At 68.9% G+C, this 25,078-nt stretch carries 30 protein-coding genes; 11 read left to right on the forward strand and 19 right to left on the reverse strand.

The window, feature by feature from the left end:
* Window position 1 precedes the first annotated feature (1 nt).
* Window positions 2–1,405, reverse strand: a complete 1,404-nt coding sequence (locus tag EV380_RS13445) for an NAD-dependent malic enzyme (protein ID WP_130451576.1) — start codon at window positions 1,403–1,405, stop codon at window positions 2–4.
* Window positions 1,406–1,647: 242 nt separating this feature from the next.
* On the opposite strand from EV380_RS13445, the gene EV380_RS13450 reads away from it, so the two are divergent.
* Window positions 1,648–2,409: an IclR family transcriptional regulator gene (locus tag EV380_RS13450; RefSeq protein ID WP_102158584.1), complete on the forward strand. Its 762-nt coding sequence runs from the start codon at window positions 1,648–1,650 to the stop codon at window positions 2,407–2,409.
* Window positions 2,410–2,613: 204 nt separating this feature from the next.
* Here the strand turns inward: EV380_RS13450 and EV380_RS13455 are convergent, their stop codons facing one another.
* The 4 genes from EV380_RS13455 to uraD all read right to left on the reverse strand — a co-directional run bounded on the left by EV380_RS13455 (window position 2,614) and on the right by uraD (window position 6,141).
* Window positions 2,614–4,215, reverse strand: coding sequence for a nucleobase:cation symporter-2 family protein (locus tag EV380_RS13455; RefSeq protein WP_130451577.1), 1,602 nt, complete (start codon window positions 4,213–4,215; stop codon window positions 2,614–2,616).
* A gap of 37 nt (window positions 4,216–4,252) precedes the next feature.
* Window positions 4,253–5,179, reverse strand: a complete 927-nt coding sequence (pucL, locus tag EV380_RS13460) for a factor-independent urate hydroxylase (protein WP_130451578.1) — start codon at window positions 5,177–5,179, stop codon at window positions 4,253–4,255.
* Between the two features lie 4 nt (window positions 5,180–5,183).
* Window positions 5,184–5,537, reverse strand: a complete 354-nt coding sequence (uraH, locus tag EV380_RS13465) for a hydroxyisourate hydrolase (RefSeq protein ID WP_130451579.1) — start codon at window positions 5,535–5,537, stop codon at window positions 5,184–5,186.
* Window positions 5,538–5,619: 82 nt separating this feature from the next.
* On the reverse strand, window positions 5,620–6,141 hold the full coding sequence (gene uraD / locus EV380_RS13470; protein ID WP_130451580.1) for a 2-oxo-4-hydroxy-4-carboxy-5-ureidoimidazoline decarboxylase: 522 nt from the start codon (window positions 6,139–6,141) through the stop codon (window positions 5,620–5,622).
* Window positions 6,142–6,506: 365 nt separating this feature from the next.
* On the opposite strand from uraD, the gene EV380_RS13475 reads away from it, so the two are divergent.
* From EV380_RS13475 to epsC, 6 genes are read left to right on the forward strand one after another with little or no spacing between them, the layout of a single operon-like run.
* Window positions 6,507–6,713 carry a hypothetical protein gene (locus tag EV380_RS13475; protein ID WP_130451581.1) on the forward strand — a complete coding sequence of 69 codons (207 nt, stop codon included), beginning with the start codon at window positions 6,507–6,509 and terminating at the stop codon, window positions 6,711–6,713.
* A gap of 58 nt (window positions 6,714–6,771) precedes the next feature.
* A complete protein-coding gene (locus tag EV380_RS13480) occupies window positions 6,772–7,938 on the forward strand; it encodes a WD40/YVTN/BNR-like repeat-containing protein (protein WP_130451582.1) in 1,167 nt (388 codons plus the stop codon).
* A gap of 4 nt (window positions 7,939–7,942) precedes the next feature.
* Window positions 7,943–8,236: a MoaD/ThiS family protein gene (locus EV380_RS13485; RefSeq protein WP_130451583.1), complete on the forward strand. Its 294-nt coding sequence runs from the start codon at window positions 7,943–7,945 to the stop codon at window positions 8,234–8,236.
* Between the two features lie 52 nt (window positions 8,237–8,288).
* On the forward strand, window positions 8,289–9,605 hold the full coding sequence (gene kynU / locus EV380_RS13490; RefSeq protein WP_242607628.1) for a kynureninase: 1,317 nt from the start codon (window positions 8,289–8,291) through the stop codon (window positions 9,603–9,605).
* A 23-nt stretch (window positions 9,606–9,628) separates the two neighbouring features.
* The gene (locus EV380_RS13495) at window positions 9,629–10,144 is read left to right on the forward strand and encodes a GyrI-like domain-containing protein (protein ID WP_165391966.1); all 516 of its coding nucleotides are present in this window, start codon (window positions 9,629–9,631) and stop codon (window positions 10,142–10,144) included.
* A complete protein-coding gene (epsC, locus tag EV380_RS13500; protein WP_102158762.1) occupies window positions 10,144–10,737 on the forward strand; it encodes a serine O-acetyltransferase EpsC in 594 nt (197 codons plus the stop codon). The genes EV380_RS13495 and epsC overlap by 1 nt, the downstream gene beginning before the upstream one ends.
* A gap of 10 nt (window positions 10,738–10,747) precedes the next feature.
* On the opposite strand, the gene EV380_RS13505 is transcribed toward epsC, so the two are convergent.
* The gene (locus EV380_RS13505) at window positions 10,748–10,960 is read right to left on the reverse strand and encodes a hypothetical protein (protein ID WP_102158594.1); all 213 of its coding nucleotides are present in this window, start codon (window positions 10,958–10,960) and stop codon (window positions 10,748–10,750) included.
* Between the two features lie 25 nt (window positions 10,961–10,985).
* Between EV380_RS13505 and EV380_RS13510 the strand changes: the two genes are divergently transcribed.
* Window positions 10,986–11,522 (forward strand): CGNR zinc finger domain-containing protein, encoded by a 537-nt coding sequence (locus tag EV380_RS13510; RefSeq protein ID WP_130451584.1) that lies wholly within the window; start codon window positions 10,986–10,988, stop codon window positions 11,520–11,522.
* 18 nt (window positions 11,523–11,540) lie between these two features.
* Here the strand turns inward: EV380_RS13510 and EV380_RS13515 are convergent, their stop codons facing one another.
* Together EV380_RS13515 and dnaB are read right to left on the reverse strand one after the other, a co-directional pair.
* Window positions 11,541–12,347 carry an HAD family hydrolase gene (locus tag EV380_RS13515; RefSeq protein ID WP_242607629.1) on the reverse strand — a complete coding sequence of 269 codons (807 nt, stop codon included), beginning with the start codon at window positions 12,345–12,347 and terminating at the stop codon, window positions 11,541–11,543.
* Complete coding sequence (gene dnaB, locus EV380_RS13520; protein ID WP_102158596.1) at window positions 12,348–13,718, reverse strand: replicative DNA helicase; 1,371 nt, start codon at window positions 13,716–13,718, stop codon at window positions 12,348–12,350.
* 491 nt (window positions 13,719–14,209) lie between these two features.
* Here dnaB and EV380_RS13525 point away from each other — a divergent pair, with 491 nt between their 5' ends.
* The 3 genes from EV380_RS13525 to EV380_RS13535 all read left to right on the forward strand — a co-directional run bounded on the left by EV380_RS13525 (window position 14,210) and on the right by EV380_RS13535 (window position 16,360).
* On the forward strand, window positions 14,210–14,575 hold the full coding sequence (locus EV380_RS13525) for an ArsR/SmtB family transcription factor (protein ID WP_102158597.1): 366 nt from the start codon (window positions 14,210–14,212) through the stop codon (window positions 14,573–14,575).
* Window positions 14,576–14,579: 4 nt separating this feature from the next.
* Window positions 14,580–15,809 (forward strand): MFS transporter, encoded by a 1,230-nt coding sequence (locus EV380_RS13530; RefSeq protein ID WP_130451585.1) that lies wholly within the window; start codon window positions 14,580–14,582, stop codon window positions 15,807–15,809.
* Window positions 15,810–15,898: 89 nt separating this feature from the next.
* On the forward strand, window positions 15,899–16,360 hold the full coding sequence (locus tag EV380_RS13535; protein ID WP_130451586.1) for a hypothetical protein: 462 nt from the start codon (window positions 15,899–15,901) through the stop codon (window positions 16,358–16,360).
* 79 nt (window positions 16,361–16,439) lie between these two features.
* Here the strand turns inward: EV380_RS13535 and rplI are convergent, their stop codons facing one another.
* The 11 genes from rplI to EV380_RS13585 all read right to left on the reverse strand — a co-directional run bounded on the left by rplI (window position 16,440) and on the right by EV380_RS13585 (window position 25,008).
* The gene (rplI, locus tag EV380_RS13540; RefSeq protein ID WP_130451587.1) at window positions 16,440–16,901 is read right to left on the reverse strand and encodes a 50S ribosomal protein L9; all 462 of its coding nucleotides are present in this window, start codon (window positions 16,899–16,901) and stop codon (window positions 16,440–16,442) included.
* Between the two features lie 17 nt (window positions 16,902–16,918).
* Window positions 16,919–17,158 (reverse strand): 30S ribosomal protein S18, encoded by a 240-nt coding sequence (gene rpsR / locus EV380_RS13545; RefSeq protein WP_102158601.1) that lies wholly within the window; start codon window positions 17,156–17,158, stop codon window positions 16,919–16,921.
* Between the two features lie 63 nt (window positions 17,159–17,221).
* Window positions 17,222–17,839: a single-stranded DNA-binding protein gene (locus tag EV380_RS13550; RefSeq protein ID WP_130451588.1), complete on the reverse strand. Its 618-nt coding sequence runs from the start codon at window positions 17,837–17,839 to the stop codon at window positions 17,222–17,224.
* A 51-nt stretch (window positions 17,840–17,890) separates the two neighbouring features.
* A complete protein-coding gene (rpsF, locus tag EV380_RS13555; RefSeq protein WP_102158603.1) occupies window positions 17,891–18,196 on the reverse strand; it encodes a 30S ribosomal protein S6 in 306 nt (101 codons plus the stop codon).
* A gap of 277 nt (window positions 18,197–18,473) precedes the next feature.
* Complete coding sequence (locus tag EV380_RS13560) at window positions 18,474–19,214, reverse strand: LysM peptidoglycan-binding domain-containing protein (protein WP_130451589.1); 741 nt, start codon at window positions 19,212–19,214, stop codon at window positions 18,474–18,476.
* A gap of 297 nt (window positions 19,215–19,511) precedes the next feature.
* Window positions 19,512–20,816, reverse strand: a complete 1,305-nt coding sequence (locus EV380_RS13565; protein ID WP_130452244.1) for a M18 family aminopeptidase — start codon at window positions 20,814–20,816, stop codon at window positions 19,512–19,514.
* Between the two features lie 82 nt (window positions 20,817–20,898).
* Window positions 20,899–21,063: a hypothetical protein gene (locus EV380_RS16650; protein ID WP_165391968.1), complete on the reverse strand. Its 165-nt coding sequence runs from the start codon at window positions 21,061–21,063 to the stop codon at window positions 20,899–20,901.
* Window positions 21,064–21,072: 9 nt separating this feature from the next.
* A complete protein-coding gene (locus EV380_RS13570; protein ID WP_130451590.1) occupies window positions 21,073–21,780 on the reverse strand; it encodes a response regulator in 708 nt (235 codons plus the stop codon).
* A complete protein-coding gene (locus EV380_RS13575) occupies window positions 21,777–23,132 on the reverse strand; it encodes a sensor histidine kinase (RefSeq protein WP_130451591.1) in 1,356 nt (451 codons plus the stop codon). Before EV380_RS13575 ends, EV380_RS13570 begins: the two co-directional genes overlap by 4 nt.
* A gap of 92 nt (window positions 23,133–23,224) precedes the next feature.
* On the reverse strand, window positions 23,225–24,100 hold the full coding sequence (locus tag EV380_RS13580; protein WP_130451592.1) for an ABC transporter permease: 876 nt from the start codon (window positions 24,098–24,100) through the stop codon (window positions 23,225–23,227).
* Window positions 24,097–25,008: an ABC transporter ATP-binding protein gene (locus EV380_RS13585; RefSeq protein WP_130451593.1), complete on the reverse strand. Its 912-nt coding sequence runs from the start codon at window positions 25,006–25,008 to the stop codon at window positions 24,097–24,099. Before EV380_RS13585 ends, EV380_RS13580 begins: the two co-directional genes overlap by 4 nt.
* Between the last annotated feature and the right edge of the window lie 70 nt (window positions 25,009–25,078).

Consider the following 25,078-nt stretch of genomic DNA (forward strand, 5'->3'; position numbering starts at 1 on the left):
ACTAGTTGGCGGTGGCCGGGGCGGGTGCCGAGGCGACCGCGACGATCGCGGCGGCCACCTCGGTGGCGACCTTCGGGTCGAACACGCTCGGAATGATGAAGCCGGGGTTGAGCTCGGCGTCACTCACGCGGGAGGCGATGGCCTCGGCCGCTGCCACCAGCATCTCATCGGTGATCTCGGATGTCTGCGCGTCCAGCAGACCGCGGAAGACGCCCGGGAACGCCAGGACGTTGTTGATCTGGTTCGGGAAGTCCGAACGCCCTGTGGCGACGACGGCGGCGTGCCGACCAGCGGCGGCGGGGTCGACCTCCGGGTCCGGGTTCGCCATCGCGAAGACGATCGAGTCCTTCGCCATGGAGGCCACGTGCTCCTCAGCCAGGATGTTCGGTCCGGAGACGCCGATGAAGACGTCCGCGCCGACGATGGCCTCGTGCAGGGACCCGGTGAAGCCCTCGGGGTTCGTGTTCTCCGCGATCCAGACGCGGTGCGCGTCCGTGTGCTCCTGGCCGCGGGCGATCGCGCCATTGCGGCCGCAGGCGACGATGTTCGTCGCCCCGCTGGCCTGCAGCAGCCCGATGATGGCGTGGCCCGCGGCGCCGACACCGGAGACCACGATCTTGACGTCGCCGATCTGCTTGCCGACGACCTTGAGCGCGTTGACGAGGGCCGCCAGGGTGACGATCGCCGTGCCGTGCTGGTCGTCATGGAAAACGGGGATGTCGAGCTCGTCGCGCAGGCGGCGCTCGATCTCGAAGCAGCGCGGGGCCGCGATGTCCTCGAGGTTCACGCCGCCGTAGACCGGGGCGATGGCCTTGACGACGGCGATGATCTCCTCGGTGTCCTGCGTATCCAGGCAGACGGGCCACGCGTCGACGCCGGCGAACTGCTTGAAGAGGGCCGCTTTGCCCTCCATGACGGGCAGGGCGGCTTCGGGGCCGATGTTGCCCAGACCCAGCACGGCGGACCCGTCTGAGACCACGGCGATGGTGTTGCGCTTGACCGTCAGTCGGCGCGCGTCGTCCTTGTTCGCGGCGATGGCCTGGCAGACGCGGGCGACGCCGGGGGTGTAGGCGCGGGAGAGGTCGTCGCGGTTGCGCAGGGCGACCTTGGGGTTGATCTCGAGCTTGCCGCCGAGGTGCATGAGGAGGGTGCGGTCGGAGACCTTGCGCACGTGCACACCCTCGAGGTCGTCGAGCGCCCCGCGGATCTGTTCCGCGTGGGAGGTGTCCGTGGTGTTGCAGCTGACGTCCACGACGACGTTGTCGTGACCCGACTCGACGACGTCGAGCGCCGTGACCGAACCGCCCGCGGCGCCGACGGCGGCGGCGAGCTCGCTGGTCGCGGTGATGGTGGCTGGGGCTTCGACGCGGATCGTCAGCGAGTAGCCGGGGCTGGGTGCTCCCATGTTCCGTACCTCCTTGTAGGCCTCGTCGTGCAAAGCGACGGGTGGCAATCCTCCGATTGCCGAGAACTTCTTTCCGTATAGTGGATACTATGATTTACATCATGGAATTTCAAGGCCCAAGACTCAGTTCCGTGCGAAAAAATTTCGTTGGGCGGAAAAACCGTTCGGCGATGCGATAGCCTGACAAGTGGGTCACAAGCCCCTGTGACATCGAGAATGCGACCACATCGCGAGGAGTGCACATGACCGCCAAGACCAGTTCGGGCGTCCAATCCGTTGAGCGGGCCTTCGACCTGCTCGAGCTCATCGCGCGCGCCGGCGGCGAATGCACCCTGAGCGAACTCGCCGAACAGACCCCGCTGCCGCTGCCGACGATCCACCGCCTGCTGCGCACTCTCGTCGGAATCGGCCACGTACGCCAGCTGCCCAACCGCCGCTACGCCCTGGGCCCGCGCCTGATCCGCCTCGGCGAGGTCGCCAACCGCCAGCTCGGCGCCCTCGCGGCCCCGGTGCTGCGCTCGCTGGTCCAGGAGCTCGGCGAGTCCGCCAACCTGGCGGTGCTCGACGGCGACATGGTCACGTACACGGGCCAGGTCCCCTCCCCGCACAGCATGCGGATGAACACCGAGGTGGGCCGCCGCGCCAACCTGCACAACTCCGGCGTCGGCAAGGCGATCCTCGCCACGCTCGACGACGAGCGCATCACCCGCCTGGTCCTGCAGGCCGGCATGCCGGCCGCCACCGAACACTCGATCTCCACGTTGCCGGCCCTCATGGCCGAGGTGGAGCAGATCCGCGCGCAGGGTTACGCGGTCGACGAGGAGGAGCAGGAGATCGGCGTCCGCTGCTTCGCGATGCCCGTCTCGGGCGCCCCGACCCCCATGGCCCTGTCCATCTCGGGCCCCATCTCGCGCGTCGGCGAGGATTTCGCAGTCAAGGCGGTCGACGCCCTCAAGCGGGCCACCGGCACCATCTCGGAAGCCCTCACCGGCGTCAGCGCCTGATCGGCCCCGGGCGCGCAGTCCGGTGCGCCCGGCGGCAACGACCGCTGGACCCGGACCCGGACCCGGCCGCGGTCGGCCATTCACGCAACGGCCCCGACCGCGCCACCACCGAAATGGATGGCGAAAGCCGGGGGAATACCTGTTGGTATTCCCCCGGCTTTCGCCATCCGTTCAGCTATCCCGTAGTCCCCGGGACCCGCCGGTTCACGTGCTCCGGACGTGGTCCTGGCGCGCCGACTGCTCGGCATCCTGGAGCACCTCGCGGCGGTCGACGCCGTCGGGCAGCTCCGGCTCGATGCCCGCCTCGTCGCAGGCCTTGAGGTGTTGCGCCAATGCCACTGTGAACTGCTCGGCGGTCACCACGGGGACCTCGTCGCCCTTGGCGTCGATGAGCTTGCCCGCCTCGTAGTGGTCCCCCTCGCGCAGGCTGCGGATTTCCTCCGTCTTGACCATGCGCGGCGGGGCCGCGTGGAACACCGAGCCCCCCTTGGAGTTTCCGGCCTTGATCTCGTTGAAGACGATGTTCAGTGCCACGGCCATGACGGCTGCCGAACTGATGCCCGAGTGGAAGATCGTCCCGACCCACGCCGGGAAGTGCTCGTAGAAGCCCTCCGCCACGACGGGGATCATGCCGAACGCGATCGACGCGGAGACGATGATCAGGTTCTGCCCGCTGAACTGGACCTTGGAGAGCGTCCGGATCCCGGACGCGGCCACGGTCCCGAAGAGAACGATTCCGGCGCCGCCGAGCACGGGCAGCGGGATCGACGCGACCACGCGCCCCAGGACCGGCAGGAGGCCGAGGATCAGCAGGATCACGCCGCCGGCGGTGACGACGAACCGGCTCTTCACACCGGTGATCGCCACGAGGCCGACGTTCTGGGCGAACGCGCTCTGCGTGAACGTGTTGAATACCGGCGCCGCGATCGAGGAGATCATATCCGCCCGCAGCCCGTCGGCGATGCGCCGGGAGTCGACGCGGGTCTTGGCGATCTCCCCGACGGCCAGAATGTCCGCCGTCGTCTCCGTGAGGATGACCAGCACCACGATGACCATCGAGATGATGGCGCCGGCGTGGAACGTCGGCGGGCCGAAAGCGAACGGCTGCGGCAGGGCGAAGAACGCACCCTGCCCGACCTGCGAGAAGTCGGCCATGCCGATCCCCCACGCGACCAGCGTGCCGATGACGATGGCCAGCAGGATCGAAAGCCGCGAGATCGCCGCGTTGCCGACCTTGCTCAGCGCCAGCACGATGACCAGGGTCATCGCGGCGAGGCCGATGTTCTCCAGGCTCGCGTAGTCCGCGGCCGAAGAGTTCCCGCCCATGGCCCAGTTCGCGGCGACGGGTGTCAACGACAGCCCGATCATCGTGATGACCACGCCCGTCACGACCGGCGGGAAGAAGCGGACGATCCTGGCGAAGAACGGGGCGATCAGGAACCCGATGACGGCGGCCGTCAACACCGCCCCGAACACGGCCTGGATTCCCCCTCCGTCCTGCGCGATCGCCACGAGCGTGGCGACGGACGCGAAGGACGTGCCCTGCACGAGCGGCAGCTGGCACCCGAAGAACGGGATGCCGACGGTTTGCAGGATCGTCGCGAGCCCGCCGACGAACAGGCAGCAGGCGACCAGGACCGCCTGCTCGCCGGGCCCGAGCCCGGCCGCGGCGCCGATGATCAGCGGCGGCGCGATGATGCCGCCGTACATCGTCAGGACGTGCTGGAGCCCGTAGGCGAACGTCCGCCCCAGTGGCAGGCGCTCGTCCTCCGGCCGCGCGGGTCTACTCTTGCGTGCAACTGTCACAGCTGACCTCCTTGTCAGACAGATTCCGTGCGGCGGTTTAGCAGAATCCGGAAGAGTTCTCCCAGATCGGGTGGGTGTCCGGAACGCCGTCGCGCTTGATCGCCGCCTCGATCAGGCCGTAGGGGCGGTCGGCAGCGAAGAAGACCTCGTTGGGGTTGTCCTGCCCGAACGGGGTCAGGTCGACGAGGAAGTGGTGGTTGTTGGGCAGGCTCATGCGGATCTCGTCGATCTCCGGGTGCGCCTCGAGCACGGCCTCGCCCATCTTGAACATCGTCTGCTGCAGCGCGAGCGAGTGGGTGTCGGCGAAGGCGCCCAGCAGCAGGCGGCGCACGGAGGCGTAGACGTCGTCGAACCGGATCCCGCCGCCGGCGACGGCGTCCGTGTTGTACCGCCAGCGGGCGGTGACGTCGGTCGCGAGGATACGGTCCGTGGTCTCCTTCAGGGTCGTGTAACGGTCCCGCGGGAAGCCGTGGAACTCGCTGCCCGTGGACTTCAGAACGGTCAGGCCCTCGATGCCAGCGACGATGTTGTTCTGACCGTCGGCGATCTCCAGGATCGCGGTGCGGATCTCGGACTTGTTCGCGGAGAACGCGTGGTCGTGGTCCTCGATCCGGTCCCAGAAGAACTGCTGCCCGGCCCAGCGGCCGCCCGTGACCCACTCGAACTCGGTCGTGAAGTGGTCGCCGAGGCGCGTGAGGAAACCCTCGAGGGTGCCCACGCCGTCGCGGGCGAACGCGTAGACCGTGTTCTTCTGGGTGTCCGTGGCCACGACGGCGGCGTTGTCGCCCTCCGTGTGCGCGGCGGTGAAATCGCCGTGCAGCTGGGACGTGATGTTCAGGTCCTCGATCTGGTGGCGCGCGGTGTCGCGGGTGATCTTGACGAGTCGGACCTCGGCCTTGCCGTACTGGTTGCGCCCCAGCACGATCTTGGTGCCGGTGGAGGTTTCGGATGCGGTCAGAGTCATGGTTCTAGCTTCCTCGGTAGGTTGAATAGGCGAACGGGCTGATGAGCAGGGGCACGTGGTAGTGCGCGTCCACGTCGGTGACGCGGAAGGCGATGACGACCTCCGGGAAGAAGGAGTCCGTGTCCTGCGCGGCGAAGTAGTCGCCGGTGCTGAAGGTGACGCGGTAGGTGCCCTGCTCCACGGCGGGCGGGCTCAGGTCGGTGATTCGGCCGTCGTCGTCGGTTCTCCCGTCGCCGATGGCCGTCCACTCATCGCCCGCGAGCTGTTCGAGCTTCGCGGCGACCCCGGAGGCCGGTCGCCCGGCCGCAGTGTCGAGGACGTGGGTGGTGATGTGGCTCGTGTGTCCACTAGCGCTCATCGAGTCTCTCCTTTGCACTTGTCTGCAGGTGTCCCCCGGTGCGGGCCCGACGACGGCCGCGCCAGCACCGGCGTGTGGTTCGTCAGGGGTGCTGCGCGCCGGCGGCAGCCGGTTCGGCAACGGCGCCGTGCAGGCGCAGCAGGGCGATCTGCCGCAGCTGGTCGGCCGTCTCCGCGGCCTCGGCCTCGTCAGTGTTCTGCACGCGGCGGGTGGCCTCGGAGAGGATCTCCTCGGCGCTGCGCCCGGCGGCGCGGATCAGAAAGACCCGGCCGAAGCGCTTCTCGTAGGCCTGATTGGCTTCAACGAGGCGGGCGGCCGTTTCGGCGGCGGGGTCGAGGGCGGCCTGTTCGCCGCGGCTGAGGCACGCCTCGGCCCCCGAGCCCTCGGCGCGTTCGCCAATGCGGGGATGGTGTGCGAGCGCGGCGTCGACTTCGGCGTCGGTGAAGGGGTTCGCGGCACTGGAGGCGGCGGCGGCGAGCGATTCGGCATCAGCGTAGGGCCGGCCGGCGACCAGCTCGTCGACCCAGCGGTCGACGTCGAGGCAGGGCCGCACGGCGGCACGGGCCTCGTCGGGAGTCAGTGAATTGAAGGTGCTCAGGTTCATGGGAGTTCAGCTCTTTCGTCGTCTAGACAACGTCCACCTCAATGCTGAACACCCTTGACCATTGGCGGGCGGACCCGCATCAACTTGATTCGATGTTTTTGTATGGTGGAACTTCTCTTCCATCAATGTAACGCCGGTCACGTCGAGCCTGTCAACCCCGTGGTCGAAAATTCTTGGGAACGACCTGTCCCCGCCCTTCGTCGCCACACAGGGGCGGACGAAGGCCGCACGTGGAACCAGGCCTCGAATCCGTCCGCCGACACCCCTTGCCACCACCGCACGCAGGACGCATACTAGTTTTCAGGATTCAGAATTTAGATTCCACATTATGGAATGCAGGAGAACTTTCGATACGAGGAGACAACATGAACACCACGACCGGCCCCCGCACCCCGGACCACTCCGCGGACTCCTCCCCGCGCGCCGCAGCCGAACGAGCGGCGACAGTCGCTCCGACATTGTTCTACGCCCCCGTGGGCCTGGACCCGGACTTCGTTCCGCGCTCGTATTCGACGGGCGCCCCGCGCCGGTCACTGTGGGGTCGACTGACGGGCCTGATCGCCCGCGATTGATCCTCGCTACCGGTCGGTAACTATTGCCAGCACGGGCCCTCGGTGTTGGAATGTGGGCATGAGCGCACCAGAAACGGCTGCGGCCGACACCATGGTTCTGCTGGCGATCGGAACCAAGAAGGGCCTGTGGCTCGCCGCGAGCGAGGACCGCGAGCACTGGACCCTGTCCGATCCGCACTTCCTCATTCTCGAGGCCTCGTCCGTCGCAATCGACACCCGCAACGGGGCCCCGCGCGTCCTCGCCGGGCTGCTGGACTGGCACTGGGGCCCGACGGTCGTCACGAGCGACGACCTCGGTGCCACCTGGACCGACCCCGAGCAGGGGGCCATCAAGTTCCCGCCGGACACCGGCGCCGCGCTCGAGCGCGTCTGGCACCTGCGCCCGGACGCGGCCTCGCGCCCCGGCATCGTGTGGGCCGGCGCCGAGCCGCACTCGCTGTGGCGCTCCGAGGACGGCGGCGAGACCTTCAAACTCAACCGCGGCCTGTGGGACCACCCGCAGCGGGCGAGCTGGGAACCCGGCGGCGGCGGACCCTGCCTGCACACCGTGGACCCCGACCCGGACAGCGAGCAGATCCACATCGCCGCCTCGGCGGCGGGCGTCTACCGCTCCGACGACGGCGGCGCCACGTGGGAGCCCGCGAACCGCGGCATCGCCGCCGGCTTCCTGCCCGGCGAAGAGCCCGAGTACGGCCAGTGCGTGCACCGGATCGCCCGCGACGCGGAGCAGCCCGGGCGCCTGTACGCCCAGAACCACGGGGGCGTGTACCGCTCGGACGACGCCGGCGGGACATGGGTCTCGATCGCCGACGGGCTGCCGGGCGACTTCGGATTCACGTTCCTCACGCACCCGCGGATCGGCGGCACCGGCTGGGTCATTCCGATGGCCGCGGATATCGACCGGATCCCGGCCGGCGCGCGCGTCTCCGTCTACAAGACCGAGGACGGCGGCGACACCTGGACGGAGAACCACGCCGGCCTGCCGGACAAGGATTTCAACACCATCCTGCGCGACGCCTCCGCAGTCGACGACCACCCGGAGTCCACGGGGGTCTACTTCGGAACGCGCGCGGGCGAGGTGTTCGCGAGCGCCGACGAGGGCGCGACCTTCACTCGGGTCGCGCACCGGCTGCCGGACGTGCTGAGCGTGCGGGCCGCCGTCGTGCCGAAGACCGCCCTGCCCCAGGGATCGGCGAAGTACGTCCCTCAGTTCCCGGAGGAGTAGGGGCGTGGGCGAGGTCATCGTGGACGTCCCGCAGGTGCTCGCGGCGTCGGTGGACGGGGCGCGCGAGCTGCGCGTCGAGGTGGACGACGGCGCCGACCCGAGCATCGGGGCGGTGCTCGACGTGCTCGCCGAACGCCACCCCAGGTTCGGCCGCAAGATCCGCAACGAGCTCGGCGAGGTGCGGCGTTACGCCAATGTGTTCATCGGGCAGGACAACATCCGCGACCTGGCCGGGCAGGACACTCCGATTCCGGCCGGCACGCGGGTCATGATCGTGCAGTCGGTCGCCGGCGGCTGAGAGCCCAGTCCGGCGCATAGACTTGCTGGGCACACCCGCTCAGACAAGGACGATGATGACCCAGATCCTGCAGCCCACCGGCGATCGCGTGACCCGCGAAGACTGCGTGGCGGCCGATGCGGCGAACCCGCTCGCCGGCTTCCGCGACCGCTTCCGCCTGCCCGAATCCGTGATCTACCTCGACGGCAACTCGCTCGGCGCCCTGCCCGTCGGCTCGGCCGAACGCGCGGCCGAGGTCGTCGAGAAGGAATGGGGCACGGGCCTGATCCGCTCGTGGAACACGGCCGGCTGGTTCGATCTCCCGCGCACCCTCGGTGACAAGGTCGCCCGGCTCATCGGCGGCAACGAGGGCGAATGCGTCGTCACCGATACCACCACCCTGAACCTCTTCAAGGCGCTCGCCTCGGCCGTGCGCATCCAGCAGGCCGAGCACCCGGCCAAGCGCGTCATCCTGACCGAACGCGACAACTTCCCCACCGACGTCTACATCGCCGAGGGTCTGGCCGACTTCCTCAACAGCGCGATCGAGCGCGTCTCCGCCGAGACGGGCACCGCCTACGAGGTGCGCCTCATCGACGAGGACCTCCCCCTCGAGGCCGCGCTGGACGACGACGTCGCCGTCGTCGCGCTCTCCCACGTCAACTATCGCACCGGCGCCATGTGGGACATGGCGGCCGTGACGGCCGCAGCGCACGACGCCGGGGCCCTAGCGATCTGGGACCTCGCCCACTCGGCGGGCGCGGTCGAGGTCGACCTCAACGACGCAGACGCCGACTACGCCGTCGGCTGCACCTACAAGTACCTCAACGGCGGCCCCGGCTCCCCCGCCTTCGTCTGGGTGAACGAACGCCACCAGGCGCGCTTCTGGCAGCCGCTCTCGGGCTGGTGGTCGCACGCGAGCCCGTTCGCGATGGCCGACTCCTACACGCCGGCCGACGACATCCGCCGGTTCATGTGCGGCACGCAGCCCGTCACGTCGCTCGCGATGGTCGAGAACGGCCTGGACATCGCCCTCGCCGCGGACATGACCACCGTTCGGGCGGTCTCGCTCGAGCTGACGGACCTCTTCATCCGGCTCGTGCGCGAGCGCTGCGGCGAACACCCGCTCACCCTCGTCACACCCGAGGAGCACGCGCGCCGCGGCAGCCACGCGAGTTTCCTGCACCCGGAGGGCTACGCGGTCATGGCGGCCCTGATCGAGCGCGGCGTCATCGGCGACTACCGCGAGCCGCACGTCCTGCGCTTCGGCGTCACCCCGCTGTACGTGGGCTTCGCCGACGTCTACGATGCGGTCGAGGCGCTGCGCGACATCCTTGACACGCGCGCATGGGACGCCGCAGAGTTCAAGGTACGAAACGCCGTCACCTAGCAGGAAGAGGGCAGGAGAGTGCCGTGATTCATTCAGAACCGCACACCGAACCGGTGATCGTTCAGGTCTCCGAGGCCCGGACGGCCGTGGTGAGGGGCCAGGACGTGGCCCTCGCCGACCTGACGTCCTTCTACGACGCCGCCTTCGCGGCGCTGGGCGAGGTGCTCGCCGAGCGGAACCTGACACCCGTGGGCCCGGCGTTCGGACTCATGACGCGCCCGCCGACCGAGACGATGGACCTGGAAGTCGGCTTCGCGATCGACCACCCGCTCGAGGGCGCGCACACCGCGAGCTCCGGCGTCGTCGTCGAACCCTCCATCCTGCCCGAGGGGACGACGGCGGCCGCCTCCCACCTGGGCGCCTACGACGCCCTGGGCGACGCGTGGGAGGCGTTCATGGCCTGGATCGCGGAGCAGGGCTACGCCCCGCAGCTGCCCTTCTGGGAGGTTTACGTGACCGAGCCGAGCCCCGACGCCGACCCGGCCTCGATGCGCACGGACCTGTTCGTGCCCGTCGCCAAGAACGCCGGCGTCGCATGATCGCGCTGCTGCGCCTGCTGCGCGAGGACCTCAAGGCGGCGCGTGCCCAGGACCCGGCCGCCCGCAACGACCTCGAGGTGGCGCTCGCGTACTCCGGGGTGCACGCGATCTGGGCGTACCGGATCGCGCACGCGCTCTGGCAGCGGCCCCCGTTCCGGCCGGCGGCGCGCGTGCTGAGCCAGTTGGCCCGCTTCTTCACCGGCGTGGAGATCCATCCGGGGGCGACCATCGGCCGGCGACCGTTCATCGACCACGGCTCGGAGATCGTTATCGGCGAGACCACCGTAATGGGCGACGACATCATGATGTACCAGGGAACCACGGTCGGCGGCCGCACGCTCCAGGTGCCGTGCGACGTCAACGAGCGCCGCCACGCGATCATCGGCGACCGCGTCATGCTCGGCGCCGGCTGCCGCATCATCGGGCCCCTCACGATCGGCGACGACACCGCGATCGGCGCGAACGCCGTCGTCGTGCGGGACGTGCCCGCGGACTCGATCGCGATCGGCATGCCCGCCGTGCACCGACACAAGGACAGCGACTACCCGCTGGACCCGCGCACGGACCTCATCGACCCGGCGGTGCTGCTCTAGTCCGGCCACGTCAGGGAAGTTCGCGGCTCAGCGCCGACGGCGGCACGTGCGCGGACTCCTGCACGTCGACGCGGCGCATGCCGCAGTCGCCGCACATCACGTAGAGCACACGCCCGGCCGACGTCGCGTGACTCGATTCGACGCGCCAGCCGTGTTCGTGCGCGGCGGGCAGGTCCGTTACGGCGGGGACGGGGCGGGCGGAGTGCTGTTCTCTGGTTCTCATGAATCCACCATGATGTAATGCCATTATGCATCTCAACCCTTACGGAGAGTACGCGGTCCTCCTCGCCGCCTCCCTTGCGAACGACTGGCCGGAGGACCGCGCGGGCATCGAGGACAGGACCCGCGAGTTCGGCATGACCATGTCGTTCCCCACCGCCCAGGACGATCACGGGCAGACCCGCGCCGTGATCGACGCGTGGCTCGAGGTCGTCGACGCGGGTGACGACCAGGAGCGGGCGCGGCTGCTCAACGCGCACATGGCGGCGGTCGCGGCCTATCCGCGCCTCACCGACCACGACACCGAGGGCTGGCACCTGCACTACCGCGACGACGAACAGGCCCTGCCCCATGTGCTGCGGGCCGTGATCAGCGTGGGTACCGCGCTGCACCTGACGACGCGCGGCATGCACCGCCTGTCCCGCTGCGCGGCCGGGCAGACGCCGGGCGACGAGTGCGACGCCGTCGTCGTGGACGTGACGCGCAACGGCCGCCAGCGCTACTGTTCGGTCCGCTGCGCCAATCGGGACGCGGTCCGCCGCCACCGGGCGCGCGGCGGGCGTTGACGGGCCGCGGGGCCGATCTCAGCCGAAGAACCGCTCCAGGGTGGTGACCACGCCGTTCTCGGCGTTCGACGGGGCCCGGTGGCGCGCGGCCGCCAAGATGTCCGGGTGGGCGTTGGCCATGGCGTAGGAGTGCTCCGCCCGGCCCATCATCTCGAGGTCGTTGAGGTAGTCGCCGAAGACGATCGTCTGCGCCGGCGTGACGCCCAGCGCGGCCTGCAGGTCCTCGAGCGCGAGACCCTTGTTGACGTCGGGCCGCATGATGTCGACCCACTGCGGGCCGGAGACGACGACCCGGTTGCCGGGCGCGACCTCTTCGAGGACCGGTGCCACGCGGTGGGCCGCGCCGTTGAGGTCGAACACGGCGACCTTCAGGAATTCGTCGTCGACCGCCAGCAGATCCGGCACGGGGGTGAGGCAGGCGTAGTATTTCTCGGCCTCCCCCAGGAACGCCGGCTCTCTCCGCTCGACGTAGGCCGACGCCTTGCCGCACAGCACGATCCCGAGGTCGTGCCGTTCGCGCGGCAGCGCCCGAACCCGGGCCACGATTTCGCGGGCGCGCTCGGTATCGAGCGTACGCGAGGAGACCTCGACGCCGTCGCGCATGACCAGGCCGCCGTTCTCGGCGATGATGGCCAGCCCCTCGCCGGCGAAGTCGCGGACGAGGGTCGCGTACTGCCGGCCCGAAGCGGGGACGAAGGTCACCGCGGCCGCGCGCATACGCTCCAGGACCGGCCAGAACGAGTCCGGCACGGTGCCGTCGGCCCCGAGGAGCGTGCCGTCCATGTCGGTGACGACGAGGCGGATCCCGGCCGCGACCTCGCCCACCTACATCCCGCCTTCGGCGGCCATGTTGGAGAAGCGCGAGTAGTGCCCCTGGAAGGCGACGGTGATGGTCTTGGTTGGACCGTTACGGTGCTTGGCGACGATGACGTCGGCCTCGCCGGCGCGTGGGGACTCCTTGTCGTAGATGTCCTCACGGTGCAGGAGGATGACCATGTCGGCGTCCTGCTCGATCGAGCCGGACTCACGCAGGTCGGAGACCATGGGCTTCTTGTCGGTGCGCTGCTCGGAACCACGGTTGAGCTGGGACAGCGCGATGACCGGGACATCCAGCTCCTTGGCCAGCAGCTTGAGGGCACGCGAGAACTCGGAGACCTCCTGCTGGCGCGACTCGACACGCTTGCCGGAGCTCATGAGCTGCAGGTAGTCGAGAACGACCATCTTGAGATCGTGCTTCTGCTTCAGGCGGCGGCACTTGGCGCGGATTTCCATGAGCGACATGTTGGGCGAGTCGTCGATGTAGAGCGGCGCGTCGTTCAGCCGGCCCATCGTGGTGGCGATCTTGCCCCACTGGTCGTCCTTCACGGTGCCCTTGCGCAGGTCCTGCAGTCCGATCGAGGCCTCCGCGGAGAGCAGGCGCATCGCGATCTCGTTCCGCCCCATTTCGAGGGAGAAGAAAACCGTGGTCATGTTGTTCGCGATGGCCGCCGACCGGGCGAAGTCCAGTGCGAACGTCGACTTGCCGACCGCGGGGCGGGCGGCGATGACGATCATCTGGCCACCGTGCAGGCCCTGGGTGAGCTCGTCGAACTCGTAGAAGCCCGTGGGTACGCCGATGATTCCCTCGCCCCGGCTACCGGCGGACTCGATCTCGTCGACCGTGCCCTCGATGATGTCGCGCAGGGCCACATAGTCCTCGCCGCCCCGGCGCTCGGCCACGTTCATGACCTCGGCCTGCGCGGTGTTGACGATGTCGTCGACCTCGCCATCCTGCGAGTAGCCGAGCTGGACAATCTTCGTCCCGGCGTCCACGAGCCGGCGAAGCACACCGCGTTCTCGCACGATCTCGGCGTAGAAACCGGCGTTCGCGGCCGTCGGCACGGATTGGATGAGCGTGTGCAGATAAGCCGGGCCGCCGACGCGGGAAATGTCGCCGCGCTTGGTCAGCAGGTCCGCCACCGTGACGGCATCGGCGGGCTCGCCGCGACCGTAGAGATCGATGATCGCTTCGTAGACGAGCTCGTGGGACGGCCGGTAGAAGTCGGGGCCGCGCAGAACTTCGACGCAGTCGGCGATCGCATCCTTGGAGAGCATCATGCCGCCGAGCACTGACTGCTCGGCGACGATGTCCTGCGGCGGGGTGCGCCCGACGTCGGAGGAGCGGTTCTCGTCGATATCCGAGTGAGTCAGAGTCACTGCATTCCTTTCGCCACCGAACGCCGCCTGGCGCCGTCATCACCTCCATGATCCGCCGCCGCACCCGCAGAATGGGGCGCCCGACGTGCGCGCGCGAACGGATTCGCCACGGGAGGGATGTTGAAACAGTAGACCTTGTTTATCCCCACTCCAACTAAGTTATCCACAGGTCTTGTGGAGAAGTTGTGGGCGATTGTGCACAGTCTGGGGACGGAGCTGTGGACAGGAGATTATTTTTCACCGTTATTTGGCGTTGACTAGGCATTTCCTTGTTGCACAGGTGTGGACAGAAAGTTTTTCATCCCCAACCTTCAACCTTGCATTGCGTGTTCAGGCCCCGGAGGGCCCCGAAGCGCGACAAGTTATCCACAGGTTTTGTCCACTTACCCACAGACACGCCCGAGGTGGTCTGTGGGTGCAGAAGCAAGGGGAAATGCAACGGGTGAGGTCAAGGCCTGCCGGCACGGGGATTAAACTGTTAGTCTCCGCGTATGAATGCAGATAAGAAGGTTTGCGGACTCGATCCGTCGTCGGAGTTCGTCCACCTCGCCGCCGAGGTCTTCGGGATCCTCTCGGACCCCACGCGCATCCGGATCGTGCTGGCCCTGCGGGCGAGTCCCGAGCTCTCGGTCAACGCCATCGCCGAGGCCGTGGGCAAGAGCCCCTCGGGCGTCTCCCAGCACCTGGCGCGGCTGCGCATGGCGCGGATGGTGACGACCCGCCAGGACGGCACGCGGGTGCTCTACCGCCTGGCCGACGAGCATGCTGCGGCCCTCGTCGCCGAGGCCGTCAAACAGGCCGAGCACGCCGTGGCCGGCGGAGCGGCGCCGCCGCACCATCACGCCCCGCAGGAGTGATCCGATGCTCGCGGTCCTGAGCGACGGAGTGTACGCCCGGCTGTTCGGTGCCCAGGTGGTCGCCCTGCTGGGCACCGGGCTGCTCACCGTCGCTCTGGGCCTGCTGGCCTTCGACGTGGCCGGCGGAGAGGCCGGCATCGTCATGGGCACGGCGATGACCATCAAGATGATCGCCTACGTGGCGGTCGCGCCGGTCGTGACCGCCCTGACCACCCGCGCCGGGCGCAAGCAGCTGCTCGTCACGGCCAACGTCGTCCGCACACTGATCGCGCTGTGCCTGCCACTGGTGGGCGAGGCCTGGCAGATCTACGTCCTGATCTTCCTGCTGCAGTCGGCCTCGGCCACGTTCACGCCGGCCTTCCAAGCCGTGATCCCGTCCGTGCTGCCCGACGAGCGCGACTACACGCGGGCGCTCTCCCTCTCTCGGCTCGCCTACGACCTCGAGTCCCTGCTCAGCCCCGCCATCGCCGCGCTGCTGCTGACGGTGGCGAGCTACCACGACTTGTTCGTCGGCACCGTCGTCGGATTCGCCGCGTCGGCGGCGCTCGTCGCCTCCGCCCGGCTCCCGGCCATCGAGGTGGCGTCCGGTACCGGCTTCCTCGATCGGCTTTCCCGTGGTGCCCGGCGATTCATCGGGCGGCGCGAGCTGCGCGGCCTGCTGGCTCTCGACCTCGTCGTCGCGAGCGGCACCGCCATGCTCATCGTCAATACGGTGGTCCTCGTCCAGGCCGATCTGGGCCGCGCCCAGTCGGACGTCGCCCTTCTGCTGGCGGCGGGCGGGGCCGGCTCGATGGCCGTCGCGCTGGTCGTGCCGCGGCTGCTGGACGCGATCGCCGACCGGACGCTCATGCTGGCGGGGGCGGCCCTCATGCCAGCCGCCCTCACCGCGATGGCTGCCACGATCCACTGGGGGTCCGGCCCCGCCCAATGGCTGGCCCTGATCGGTCTGTGGTTCGTCGTGGGCGCGGCGTCGTCGGCGATCCTCACCCCGTCTGCGCGCCTGCTGGCGCGAAACAGCGGCACGGAGACGCGGGGCGCGGTCTTCACAGCCCAGTTCTCCCTCTCACACGCGTGTTTCCTGCTGACGTACCCACTGGCCGGAGGCCTCGGTGCCGCGTACGGACTGTCGTCGGCCGCCGTCATCCTCGCGGGGACCGGTGCCGTCGGCACCGCGCTGGCGTTCGCTGCGTGGCGGGAGCCCGCGACGAGGAACCTCCGAACCTCGCCAAGGTGATACTTCAGGCTGATGCGTCAGGCGGTGCCACCGGCGTAGATTGGAGGGACGGGCGCACCGGGCGCCCGCGAACGGCCACGCGAGAAGGAATGATTGACATGTTCGAGGTCTCGATCGCCGAGGCGATCATCTTCCTGACTGTCTTCGGCATCATCGTCGGTGTCCTCTGGGCCATCTTCGTCTCGCGCCCCAAGACGGCCGTCAGCGAGGAGGAGCAGTACATCCAGCGCCTCAATTCGCAGTGGGCCCAGCAGCGCCACGAGGAGACCCAGCGGGCGGAACGGATCCGCCGCGAGACGGAGCAGCGCCTCCCGGCCAACCGCAGCACACCGGTCGCCTCGGTCAACGATCCCACCGCGGCCGCCGGCCCGTCCATGATGCACCCGTCGGGGACCATGCCCGGCGGCGCCGACGCGAACCCCGAGTACCACGCCGTCCTCGCGCTCGTGCAGCAGGGACGCATCGTCGAGGCCGTGAAGAAGGTCCGTCAGGACACCGGCATCGGCCTGGTCGATGCGAAGAAGTTCATCGACCAGATGTCCGGCCGTTAAGCCACGCGAGGCCCCCACCCGTGCGGGTGGGGGCCTCGCGTGCAGTGCGAAGAACGCGTGCGGCTGACGCCGCGCGCGACTACTTCTTCTTCGCGGCCGGGACGACCTGCAGTGCGATGGTCGCCGAGACGTCCTCGTGCAGGCGCACGGTGGCCTCGTAGTTGCCGGTGGCCTTGATGTGCTCCGGCAGTTCGACCTTGCGCTTGTCGATGGCGCCGAGACCGGAGGCCTCGACGGCCTTCGCGACGTCGTCGACCTTGACGGTGCCGAACAGGCGACCGGACTCGCCGGTCTTCACCTGCACCTTCACCGGCTTGGAGGACAGCTTCGCAGCCAGTTCCTTGGCCTCTTCCAGCGAGGCGACAGCGCGTGCAGCACGCGCGGCCTTGATGGACTCGACCTGCTTCTCGCCACCCTTGGACCAGGTGATGGCCACGCCGCGGGGCAGAAGGTAGTTACGGGCGTAACCGTTCTTCACCTCGACGATGTCGCCAGCGGTACCGAGACCGGTCACTTCGTGGGTCAGAATGAGCTTTGCCATGTTCTTTATCCCTTCCCTTAGCCGCGGCCAGCGCCGGAGTAAGGCAGCAGGGCGACCTCGCGGGCGTTCTTGATGGCCTGCGCGATCTTGCGCTGCTCCTGAACGGACACGCCGGTCACACGACGAGCACGGATCTTTCCGCGATCGGAAATGAACTTGCGCAGCAGGGCGACGTCCTTGTAGTCGATGACAGTGATGTCAGCGGCCTTCAAGGGGTTGGACTTTGGTTTGGGCTTACGGATATCAGCCTTAGCCATCGTGGAGCTCCTTAGTTTTTGGAGCCCGCAGAATATTCTGCGGGATGGTGAATAGAAATGTTGTTAGAAAGGCGGTTCGTCGTTACCGGCTCCCCAGCCGCCACCGTTGTTTCCACCGTTGTTGCCTCCGGTGGACGGGGTGGACCAGGGGTCTTCGGCCGGGGCGCCCCAGCCTCCGCCGGCATTGTTTCCGCCGCCAGCATTGTTTCCGCCGCCGGCTGGTGCGGCGTTGCCGCCGCCGAACCCGGCATTACCGCCACCGAAGCCGCCTGCGTTGCCGCCGCCGAAGCCGCCCTGATTGCCACCAGCGTTGTTGCGCTGGGAGCGGGTGACCTTTGCAGAGGCGTATCGCAGGGAGGGGCCGATCTCGTCGACATCCAGCTCCATGACGGTGCGCCGTTCGCCTTCCTTGGTGTCAAACGAACGAGACTTCAACCGACCCTGGGCGACGACTCGCATGCCCTTGGTCAGCGTCTCGGCGACGTTCTCGGCAGCGTCGCGCCACACCGAAGAGCGCAGGAACAGCGTTTCGCCGTCCTTCCACTCATTGGTCTGGCGATCGAACGTCCGCGGAGTCGATGCGATGGTGAAGTTCGCCACCGCTGATCCCGACGGGGTGAAACGCAGTTCCGGGTCGCCGGTGAGATTTCCGACGACCGTGATGACGGTCTCTCCTGCCATGAAGGTCTCTCTAACGTGTCGGTTCGAATGAAGTTCAAGCAGCCGCGAGGACTACTTGGCGGAAACCTTCTGGTCCTCCGGGCGGGTGATCTTGGTGCGCAGGATCGTCTCGTTCAGAGACAGCTGGCGATCAAGCTCGGCAGAGGTTGCCGGGGTTGCGGTGAAGTTGACGACGGCGTAAATCGCCTCGGACTTCTTCTGGATCTCGTAGGCCAGACGACGGCGGCCCCAGATGTCGACGTTTTCGATGGTCCCGCCATCGTTGCGGACGACGTCCAGGAACTTGCCGAGGGTCGGCTCGACGGTGCGTTCGTCGACCTCGGGGTCGAGGAGCACCATGAGTTCGTAAGCACGCATGTGAACCCACCTCCTTTGGGCTAAACGGTCACGGTCTTTCCGTAACAGGAGGTTCTTTGCGTTGGTCGTCCCGCCGTCCCGATTTTCGGGCAGGCTGAAGACAACCTCATCTATCCTACCCGATCCGCGCCGGCGACCGAGACGCCTCCGCTGAGGCATCGGTCACCGCTGGAGGGCACGCGAAAAAGGGTGCGGCGGGCGGTCGAATCCAAGTGATTCGACCGCCCGCCGCACCCACGACGCACCCTGACGGGGTGTAGAGCCTGGCAGGCCCGGGCTACTTGACCGGGAGGCTGAGCTCCTCGCCGACGAAGATCAGGTCGGGGTCGTCGATGACGTCGGTGTTGACGGAGTAGACGGCACGCCAGTCCTCGATGCCGTGCTCATCAGCGATGTCGGCCAGGGTCTCGCCGCCCTCGACCGTGTGGTCTTCGCCGGAGTCCTCAGCCTCGACCTCGAGGGCCTCCTGGCCGCCGCCCTGCGGCACGGCCGCCTCCTGCGGTGCCTCTTCGGCCTGCGGTGCAACCTCAGGCGCCTCCTGCGGGGCGGCCTGCTCGGCGGGTGCGGCGGCCTCCTCCTCGGACGTCTCAGCCGGGGCTTCGGCCGGAGCGGCCTCCTCCACGGTTTCCTCCACCGGCGCCGGCTCGGCGTCGCCCGTGCCGGAGAGGCCCAGCTTCGCCGAGCACGCGGGCCATGCGCCCCAGCCCTGCGAGGCAAGCACCTGCTCGGCAACGGCGATCTGGGTGGACTTCGAGGCGTCAGCCGGGTTGCCCGTACCGCCGAAGGCTTCCCAGGTGCTCATGCTGAACTGCAGGCCGCCGTAGTAGCCGTTGCCCGTGTTGATCGACCAGTCGCCCCCGGACTCGCACTCGGCGACCGCATCCCAGGTGGAGGCCGGGGCGGCATTCGCAGGAACGGCGGCCATTCCGACAGCGGCGCCCGCAAGGACGATGGCGGCCGCGGAGCCGGCGAGGCCGACGCGTGCAGAGTGCTTGGTGTTCTTATGCTTCCGGATCATGGATCTCCTGTGTGCCACCCCCAACGCTTGGACCGTCCCCGGACCTGCTGCGCGCGACCGTCCGGCGTCGTTTCGAGTTCGTACCGGGGCGCCGCGCGGACGGTCGGGATGCGGGCGCCCGGTGTCCGGAACGACCGAGTGCAAGTCGTTACCAAACCGTGACTTAACGACGGTAAGGCAACGACGGCGGGGCAACGCAAGCCAGAACCCGGAATCTCAGGGCATCGCCAGCACTTCGCCACCCTCGGCACAGTCCGCGCACAGCAGGCTGTGGACGCACCGGGCGCCACCCGTGGTTCAGCTGGAGAAGAGCCGCACGCCGACGCGGGCCAGCCGCCACGGATCGGCGACGCCGCACATCTCGCGCGCCGAGTGCATCGAGAGCAGCGGGATGCCGACGTCGACCGTGCGCACGCCGAGCCGCGTCGCCGTCAGCGGTCCGATCGTCGAGCCGCACGGCATCACGTTGTTGGAGACGAACTCTTGGTAGGGCACGCCCGCCTCGTCGCACCAGCGCGCCCAGAGCGCGGCCCCGACGCCGTCGGTCGCATAGCGCTGGTTCGCGTTGATCTTCAGCAGCGGCCCGGCGCCGAGCAGCGGCTGGTTCGCCGGATCGTGACGCTCGGGGTAGTTCGGGTGGATCGAGTGCCCGGCGTCGGCGGAGACGCACACCGAGTCGGCGTACGCGCGGTAGCGGTCGGCGTCGGTGGCGCCGAGTCCGCCCGAAATCCGCTCCAGGATCTCCTGCAGGAACGGTCCGGCGGCACCGGAGCGCGAGCCGGATCCGATCTCCTCGTGATCGAACGCGGTCAGCATCGCGATGTGCTCGCCGCCGCCGGTGGCGGCGTGCTCGATGAGGGCGACCAGCGAAGCGTGCACGGAGGAGAGGTTGTCCAGCCGGCCCGAAGCGAAGAACGCCCCATCGCGGCCGAATTCGGCCGGGGCCTGCGCGTCAGCGACGACGACGTCGTAGCCGCCGATCCGCGCCGCCTCCACACCCGCGGCGTCCGCGAGCACCGCGAGCAGGTCCTCCTGCGCCGGCACCCCCGTGCCCCACACCGGGTTCATGTGGCGCTGCTTGTCCAGCGTCAGGCCGTCGTTGACCTGCCGGTCGAGATGAATGGCCAGCTGGGGGAAGCGCAGCAGCGGTTCGGTGCGCGTGAGCACCTCCGTGCCGTCCGTGAGCACGAGGCGGCCGGCGAGCAGCAGCTCGCGGTCGAGCCACGAATTCAGCAGCGGGCCGCCGTAGACCTCGACCCCGGCCTGCAGCCAGCCGTGAGCGCCCGTCGTCGGCTTGGGCTTGAGCTTGAACGACGGCGAATCCGTGTGCGAGCCGAGCATGTGGAAGCCGGTCCGCGGCCCCGCACCCTCCGGCACGACCCACGCGATGATCGCGCCATCGCGGACCACGAAGTAGGACCCGGGCCGAGTCGGCCAGTCAGCCGCCTCGTCGAGGCTCGTGAAGCCGGCCGCGGTCAGCCGGCGGGCAGCCTCGGCAGCCGCGTGATAGCTCGAGGGCGAGGCGGAGACGAAGTCCCCCAGGTCGCGGGTGTGGGCCCGGGCTTCGTCGCTGAACTCCCCTGCGGCACCCAACGTGCTCATGTCTGCCAAGCCGGCCTCCGTCGTCGTGCTGTCCGCGCGCGCGGACGCTGATGGTTTGCTTCGGTAACGATCTTAGCGGTGCTCACGTGCCCTGGCGGTAGCGGGCGTACCCCGTGAACGCCAGCCCGCAGATGATCAGCCCCCAGCCGGGCACGGGCCACTGGGGCACCGCGAGCAGGAACGCGCCGGCGACGAGCAGCAGGACCGCGATCATGAACCACGGGCTGCGCAGGAACTCGATGTTCATCGCCGCACCTCAGTAATCCAGGCCCTGGCTCGGGATGACGAGACCCGTCTCGTAGGCGTAGACGACGGCCTGCACGCGGTCGCGCAGGTGCAGCTTCGTCAGGATTCGGCGCACGTGCGTCTTCACCGTGGCCTCCGAGAGGAAGAACCGGTGCGCGATCTCCGCGTTGGAGAGGCCCTCGGAGATCGCCTCGAGCACCTCGCGCTCGCGCGGGGTCAGGTCGGCCAGCAGCGGATCTTCGGCCCGCTCCGCCGCGGACGACGACGGCGTCCCCGCTTCGCCGGTCGCGGGGCGCACGTAGGTCTCCAGCAGGCGCTGGGTCACGCGCGGGGCGACGACGGCGTCGCCGCTGGCCACGAGCTGCACCGCGTGCACGAGCTCCTCGGGCGCGACGTCTTTGAGCAGGAAGGCCGAAGCGCCCGCCCGCAGGCCGTCGAACGCGTACTCGTCGAGGTCGAACGTCGTCAGGATGATGACGCGCGTTCCGGGGTGCGCGGCGGTGATCCGGCGGGTCGCCTCGATCCCGTCCATGCGCGGCATGCGCACGTCCATGAGCACGACGTCGGGCGCGAACCGCTCGGTCTGCTCGATCGCCTCGATCCCGTCGGAGGCTTCGCCGCAGACCTCCATGGCCTCCTCGGCCTCGAGGATCAGCGAAAACCCCATGCGCAGCAGCGGCTGGTCATCGGCCAGCAGCACCTTCGTCTTCTTTGTCATCGTCCGTCCTCCCCCATCTCTGCTTCGATACTCCCACTCCCGTGCGGTTCCGGCGAGGCGGGCCCGGTGCCCCCGCCCCCGGCGGAGTGATTCTGCCCGTTCACGTGCAGGCGTGCGTCGACGACCCAGCCGCCGCTGGGCCCCGGCCCGGCGACGAATTCGCCGTCGTAGATCGCCACGCGCTCGGCGATCCCCTTCAGGCCCTGGCCGCTGCCGACCGGCGACACGCGCGTCGTCGCACCCCGGCCGTCGTCGGTGATGCGCAGGGCGATCTCGCCGTCGACCACCGTGCAGTCGACGGCGACCCGACGCACCTCGCGTCCGTAGCGCAGCACGTTGGTCAGGGACTCCTGGATGATCCGGTAGACGGTCAGGCGCAGGCCGGCATCCTCGGGCAGCGGCGCGCCGGTATGGGTGTAGGTCAGCGGCAGCCCGGCGACCCGGAATCCCTCGAGCAGCTCGGTCAGCGAGGAGCTCGCCGGCTGGGGCGCGAGCGGGGCCTGGGAGCCGTCGCGCAGCACGCCGATCACGCGCCGCATGTCACGCAACGCGGACCGACCGGTGATCGAGAGCTCGCGCAGGACGCCCTGCGCACGGTCGGGATCCCGGCGCATCACGACGCCGGCGCCGTCGGAGAGCGCGATCATGACCGAGAGCGAGTGCGCGACGACGTCGTGCATCTCGCGGGCGATGCGGGTGCGTTCCTCGGTCTGCGCGAGGCGCGAGACGCGCAGCCCCCAGTTAGCCAGCTCCGCCTGGTGCAGGCGGTTGCTGCGCACGGCGGACCCGATGCCGGTCGAGATGAGGTTGGCGGCGAGCAGGATCACGGCGGCGACCACGAGCGCCGTCGTGCCCTCCCCGACGTCGAGGCCGGCGTGCGGGTCGTGGCGGGTCCCCTGCAGGTGCGGCACGACCCAGAGCGCCATCATCAACACCTGCGCGCCGCTCATGAGCACCGCGAGCACGAGCATGCGGCGGGACGAGTATTTTGTGGCCGCGGTGTAGAGCGCGAACCAGAGGCCCGTACTCAACACTCCGTGGAAGGGGTCGACGATCATGAACGCGAGCGTCGTGACGCCGATGATGGAGAGGACGACGAACGGGGCACGGCGCCGGAACCAGAGCGTGACGGCGATGCCGAGGATCACGGCCAGAGGCCAGAGCGAATGCGCGTCGGCGACCATGACGAGCGCGATCGCGTTGGAGAGCAGGTAGGCCGCCACGACCAGGCCATCGCCGATCCTGGGGTGCCGGTGCAGGTACCGCCGCACGGGCCCGCGCCGGCGCTCGGCGAGCTCGGCGAAGCTGACCCGCACCGATTCGGCGGTGCCGCGCGCGGGGCTGTGGTCCATAGCACGATCCTACCGCGAAAACACAGGGTGTTTGGAATAAAAAAAGGGCGTTCGCCGGGGCAGCCGTTCGTTTCTGCCCCGGCGAACGCGGTCTAGATGTCGCGGTGGCGCAGGAGCGCGCCAGCCGCGAGGATCGGGAGGAGCGTCCAGCCACCAAGGGTGAGCCAGCCCTGCCAGGGCTCGAGCGACGGCTGCATGCCCATCGCCTCGGCCTCGGCCGGGTCAAGTCCGGTGCCCGAAACCGCCGCGTACGCCGCGTCCGGCAGGTAGGTCGCCATCGTGTTCAGCAGATCGCTCGGGACCATGGTCAGGACCGTCGGCAGCACGAAGAGCAGCGCCGCGAGGATCACAATGCCCCCGGCCGCGTTGCGCAGCAGGATCCCCAACGCGAGGCCGATCAGCGCCACGGCCGCCAGGTAGGCCGTCGTCGTCCAGAGTCCTTGCAGGCTCTCCGCGTCCCACATCTCGAAGCCGAGCTCGTAGCTCTCAGCGATCGGCCAAACCGAGGCGGCCGAAATCAGGGCGCCGACGGCCGTGACGACGGCGACTGCTACGGCGAGGACAACAATCTTCGCGCCGAGCACGCTCAGACGGCGCGGGACAGCGGTGAACGTCGTGCGGGCCATACCCGTCGTGAACTCGCTGCTGCCGATGATGACGCCGAGTGAACCGACGATCAGCTGCGCGAAGCCGACCCCTGCGAACACCGTCATGGCAGCCGTCATGGTCGGAACTCCGGCCATCTCAGGGTCGTCGGCGGCCATCTCGGACATGCTGCCGGTCAGGAAAGCCATGAGGACGGCGAGGCCGACCATCACGACGATCGTGCAGAGCATCAGGACCAACGGTGAAGGGATCGTGAGGAACTTGAGGGTCTCCGAGCGCACCACGCGCAGGAAACTCGTGGGGTGCGCCACGCCGCGCCCGCGGTCGCGGTTCCGCAGCGGCTTGTCGGCGGTGACGGTCATGCGATCCCTCCGGAGACGTATTCGACCTCGGCCTTGGTCAGTTCCATGTAGGCGTCCTCCAGGCTGGAAGAGCGCGGGGTGAGCTCGTAGATCAGGATCCGGGCCTCGAGCGCCGCGGCGGCGATCTCGCGCGGCGGCAGTCCCAGGACCTCGAGGGTGTTGGGCGCGGTCACGGTGCAGCGCACGCCGTCGGCGGCGAGCGTGCGCAAGAGCGCCTCGACGTCGTCGGTCCGCACGAGCGAGACCTGCTCCTCGGTGGAGGCGAGGACGTCCTCGATACTGGCGTCGGCGAGGATGCGCCCGCGGCCGATCACGATCAGGTGGTGGGCGGTCTGTGCCATCTCGCTCATCAGGTGAGAGGACAGGAAGACCGTCCGCCCCTCGGAGGCGAGGTGGCGGGAGAGGTTGCGCACCCAGAGCACACCCTCGGGGTCGAGCCCGTTAACCGGCTCGTCGAGGATCAGCGTCTGCGGGTCGCCGAGCAGCGCGGCCGCGATGCCGAGGCGCTGGCCCATGCCGAGCGAGAATCCGCCGACGCGCTTTCGCGCCACGGAGCCGAGCCCGGTCAGCTCGATCACCTCGTCGACGCGCTTGGTCGAAATGCCGTGCGTCGCGGCGATCACGCGCAGGTGGTTCCGTGCGCTGCGGGACTTGTGCACCCCCTTGGCCTCGAGCAGCGCGGCGGCGACGCCCAGCGGCGCAGCGTGCTGCGCGAGCCGCTTGCCGCCCACAGTGGCCGTGCCGCTCGAGGGCGTATCGAGACCCATGATCATCCGCATGGTCGTCGACTTGCCCGCGCCGTTCGGCCCGAGGAACCCGGTCACGCGGCCTGGCTGGACGGTGAAGGTCACGTTGTCGACGGCACGCTTGCTGCCGTAGTCCTTGGTGAGCCCTTGTACTTCGATCATGCTCTCCACCCTAGGCGCGGTTCGGCTCGCGCGCGCCGCCCTTCCGGATGATCTTTCGCCCCCGCCGGCC

Origin of the sequence: Zhihengliuella halotolerans, assembly GCF_004217565.1 — a bacterium.
Classification (GTDB): domain Bacteria; phylum Actinomycetota; class Actinomycetes; order Actinomycetales; family Micrococcaceae; genus Zhihengliuella; species Zhihengliuella halotolerans.

Coding starts and splice junctions, on each gene's coding strand:
- EV380_RS13580 (WP_130451592.1), bottom strand. CDS start 24,100: ATGACCGTCACCGCCGACAAGCCGCTGCGGAACCGCGACCGCGGGCGC.
- pucL (WP_130451578.1), bottom strand. CDS start 5,179: ATGACTCTGACCGCATCCGAAACCTCCACCGGCACCAAGATCGTGCTG.
- EV380_RS13475 (WP_130451581.1), top strand. CDS start 6,507: ATGAACACCACGACCGGCCCCCGCACCCCGGACCACTCCGCGGACTCC.
- EV380_RS13505 (WP_102158594.1), bottom strand. CDS start 10,960: ATGAGAACCAGAGAACAGCACTCCGCCCGCCCCGTCCCCGCCGTAACG.
- EV380_RS13510 (WP_130451584.1), top strand. CDS start 10,986: ATGCATCTCAACCCTTACGGAGAGTACGCGGTCCTCCTCGCCGCCTCC.
- EV380_RS13585 (WP_130451593.1), bottom strand. CDS start 25,008: ATGATCGAAGTACAAGGGCTCACCAAGGACTACGGCAGCAAGCGTGCC.
- EV380_RS13445 (WP_130451576.1), bottom strand. CDS start 1,405: ATGGGAGCACCCAGCCCCGGCTACTCGCTGACGATCCGCGTCGAAGCC.
- EV380_RS13525 (WP_102158597.1), top strand. CDS start 14,210: ATGAATGCAGATAAGAAGGTTTGCGGACTCGATCCGTCGTCGGAGTTC.
- uraH (WP_130451579.1), bottom strand. CDS start 5,537: ATGAGCGCTAGTGGACACACGAGCCACATCACCACCCACGTCCTCGAC.
- rpsR (WP_102158601.1), bottom strand. CDS start 17,158: ATGGCTAAGGCTGATATCCGTAAGCCCAAACCAAAGTCCAACCCCTTG.
- EV380_RS13575 (WP_130451591.1), bottom strand. CDS start 23,132: ATGGACCACAGCCCCGCGCGCGGCACCGCCGAATCGGTGCGGGTCAGC.
- EV380_RS13550 (WP_130451588.1), bottom strand. CDS start 17,839: ATGGCAGGAGAGACCGTCATCACGGTCGTCGGAAATCTCACCGGCGAC.
- EV380_RS13560 (WP_130451589.1), bottom strand. CDS start 19,214: ATGATCCGGAAGCATAAGAACACCAAGCACTCTGCACGCGTCGGCCTC.
- rpsF (WP_102158603.1), bottom strand. CDS start 18,196: ATGCGTGCTTACGAACTCATGGTGCTCCTCGACCCCGAGGTCGACGAA.
- EV380_RS16650 (WP_165391968.1), bottom strand. CDS start 21,063: ATGAACATCGAGTTCCTGCGCAGCCCGTGGTTCATGATCGCGGTCCTG.
- EV380_RS13570 (WP_130451590.1), bottom strand. CDS start 21,780: ATGACAAAGAAGACGAAGGTGCTGCTGGCCGATGACCAGCCGCTGCTG.
- uraD (WP_130451580.1), bottom strand. CDS start 6,141: ATGAACCTGAGCACCTTCAATTCACTGACTCCCGACGAGGCCCGTGCC.
- EV380_RS13450 (WP_102158584.1), top strand. CDS start 1,648: ATGACCGCCAAGACCAGTTCGGGCGTCCAATCCGTTGAGCGGGCCTTC.
- EV380_RS13530 (WP_130451585.1), top strand. CDS start 14,580: ATGCTCGCGGTCCTGAGCGACGGAGTGTACGCCCGGCTGTTCGGTGCC.
- EV380_RS13480 (WP_130451582.1), top strand. CDS start 6,772: ATGAGCGCACCAGAAACGGCTGCGGCCGACACCATGGTTCTGCTGGCG.
- EV380_RS13535 (WP_130451586.1), top strand. CDS start 15,899: ATGATTGACATGTTCGAGGTCTCGATCGCCGAGGCGATCATCTTCCTG.
- rplI (WP_130451587.1), bottom strand. CDS start 16,901: ATGGCAAAGCTCATTCTGACCCACGAAGTGACCGGTCTCGGTACCGCT.
- EV380_RS13565 (WP_130452244.1), bottom strand. CDS start 20,816: ATGAGCACGTTGGGTGCCGCAGGGGAGTTCAGCGACGAAGCCCGGGCC.
- kynU (WP_242607628.1), top strand. CDS start 8,289: ATGATGACCCAGATCCTGCAGCCCACCGGCGATCGCGTGACCCGCGAA.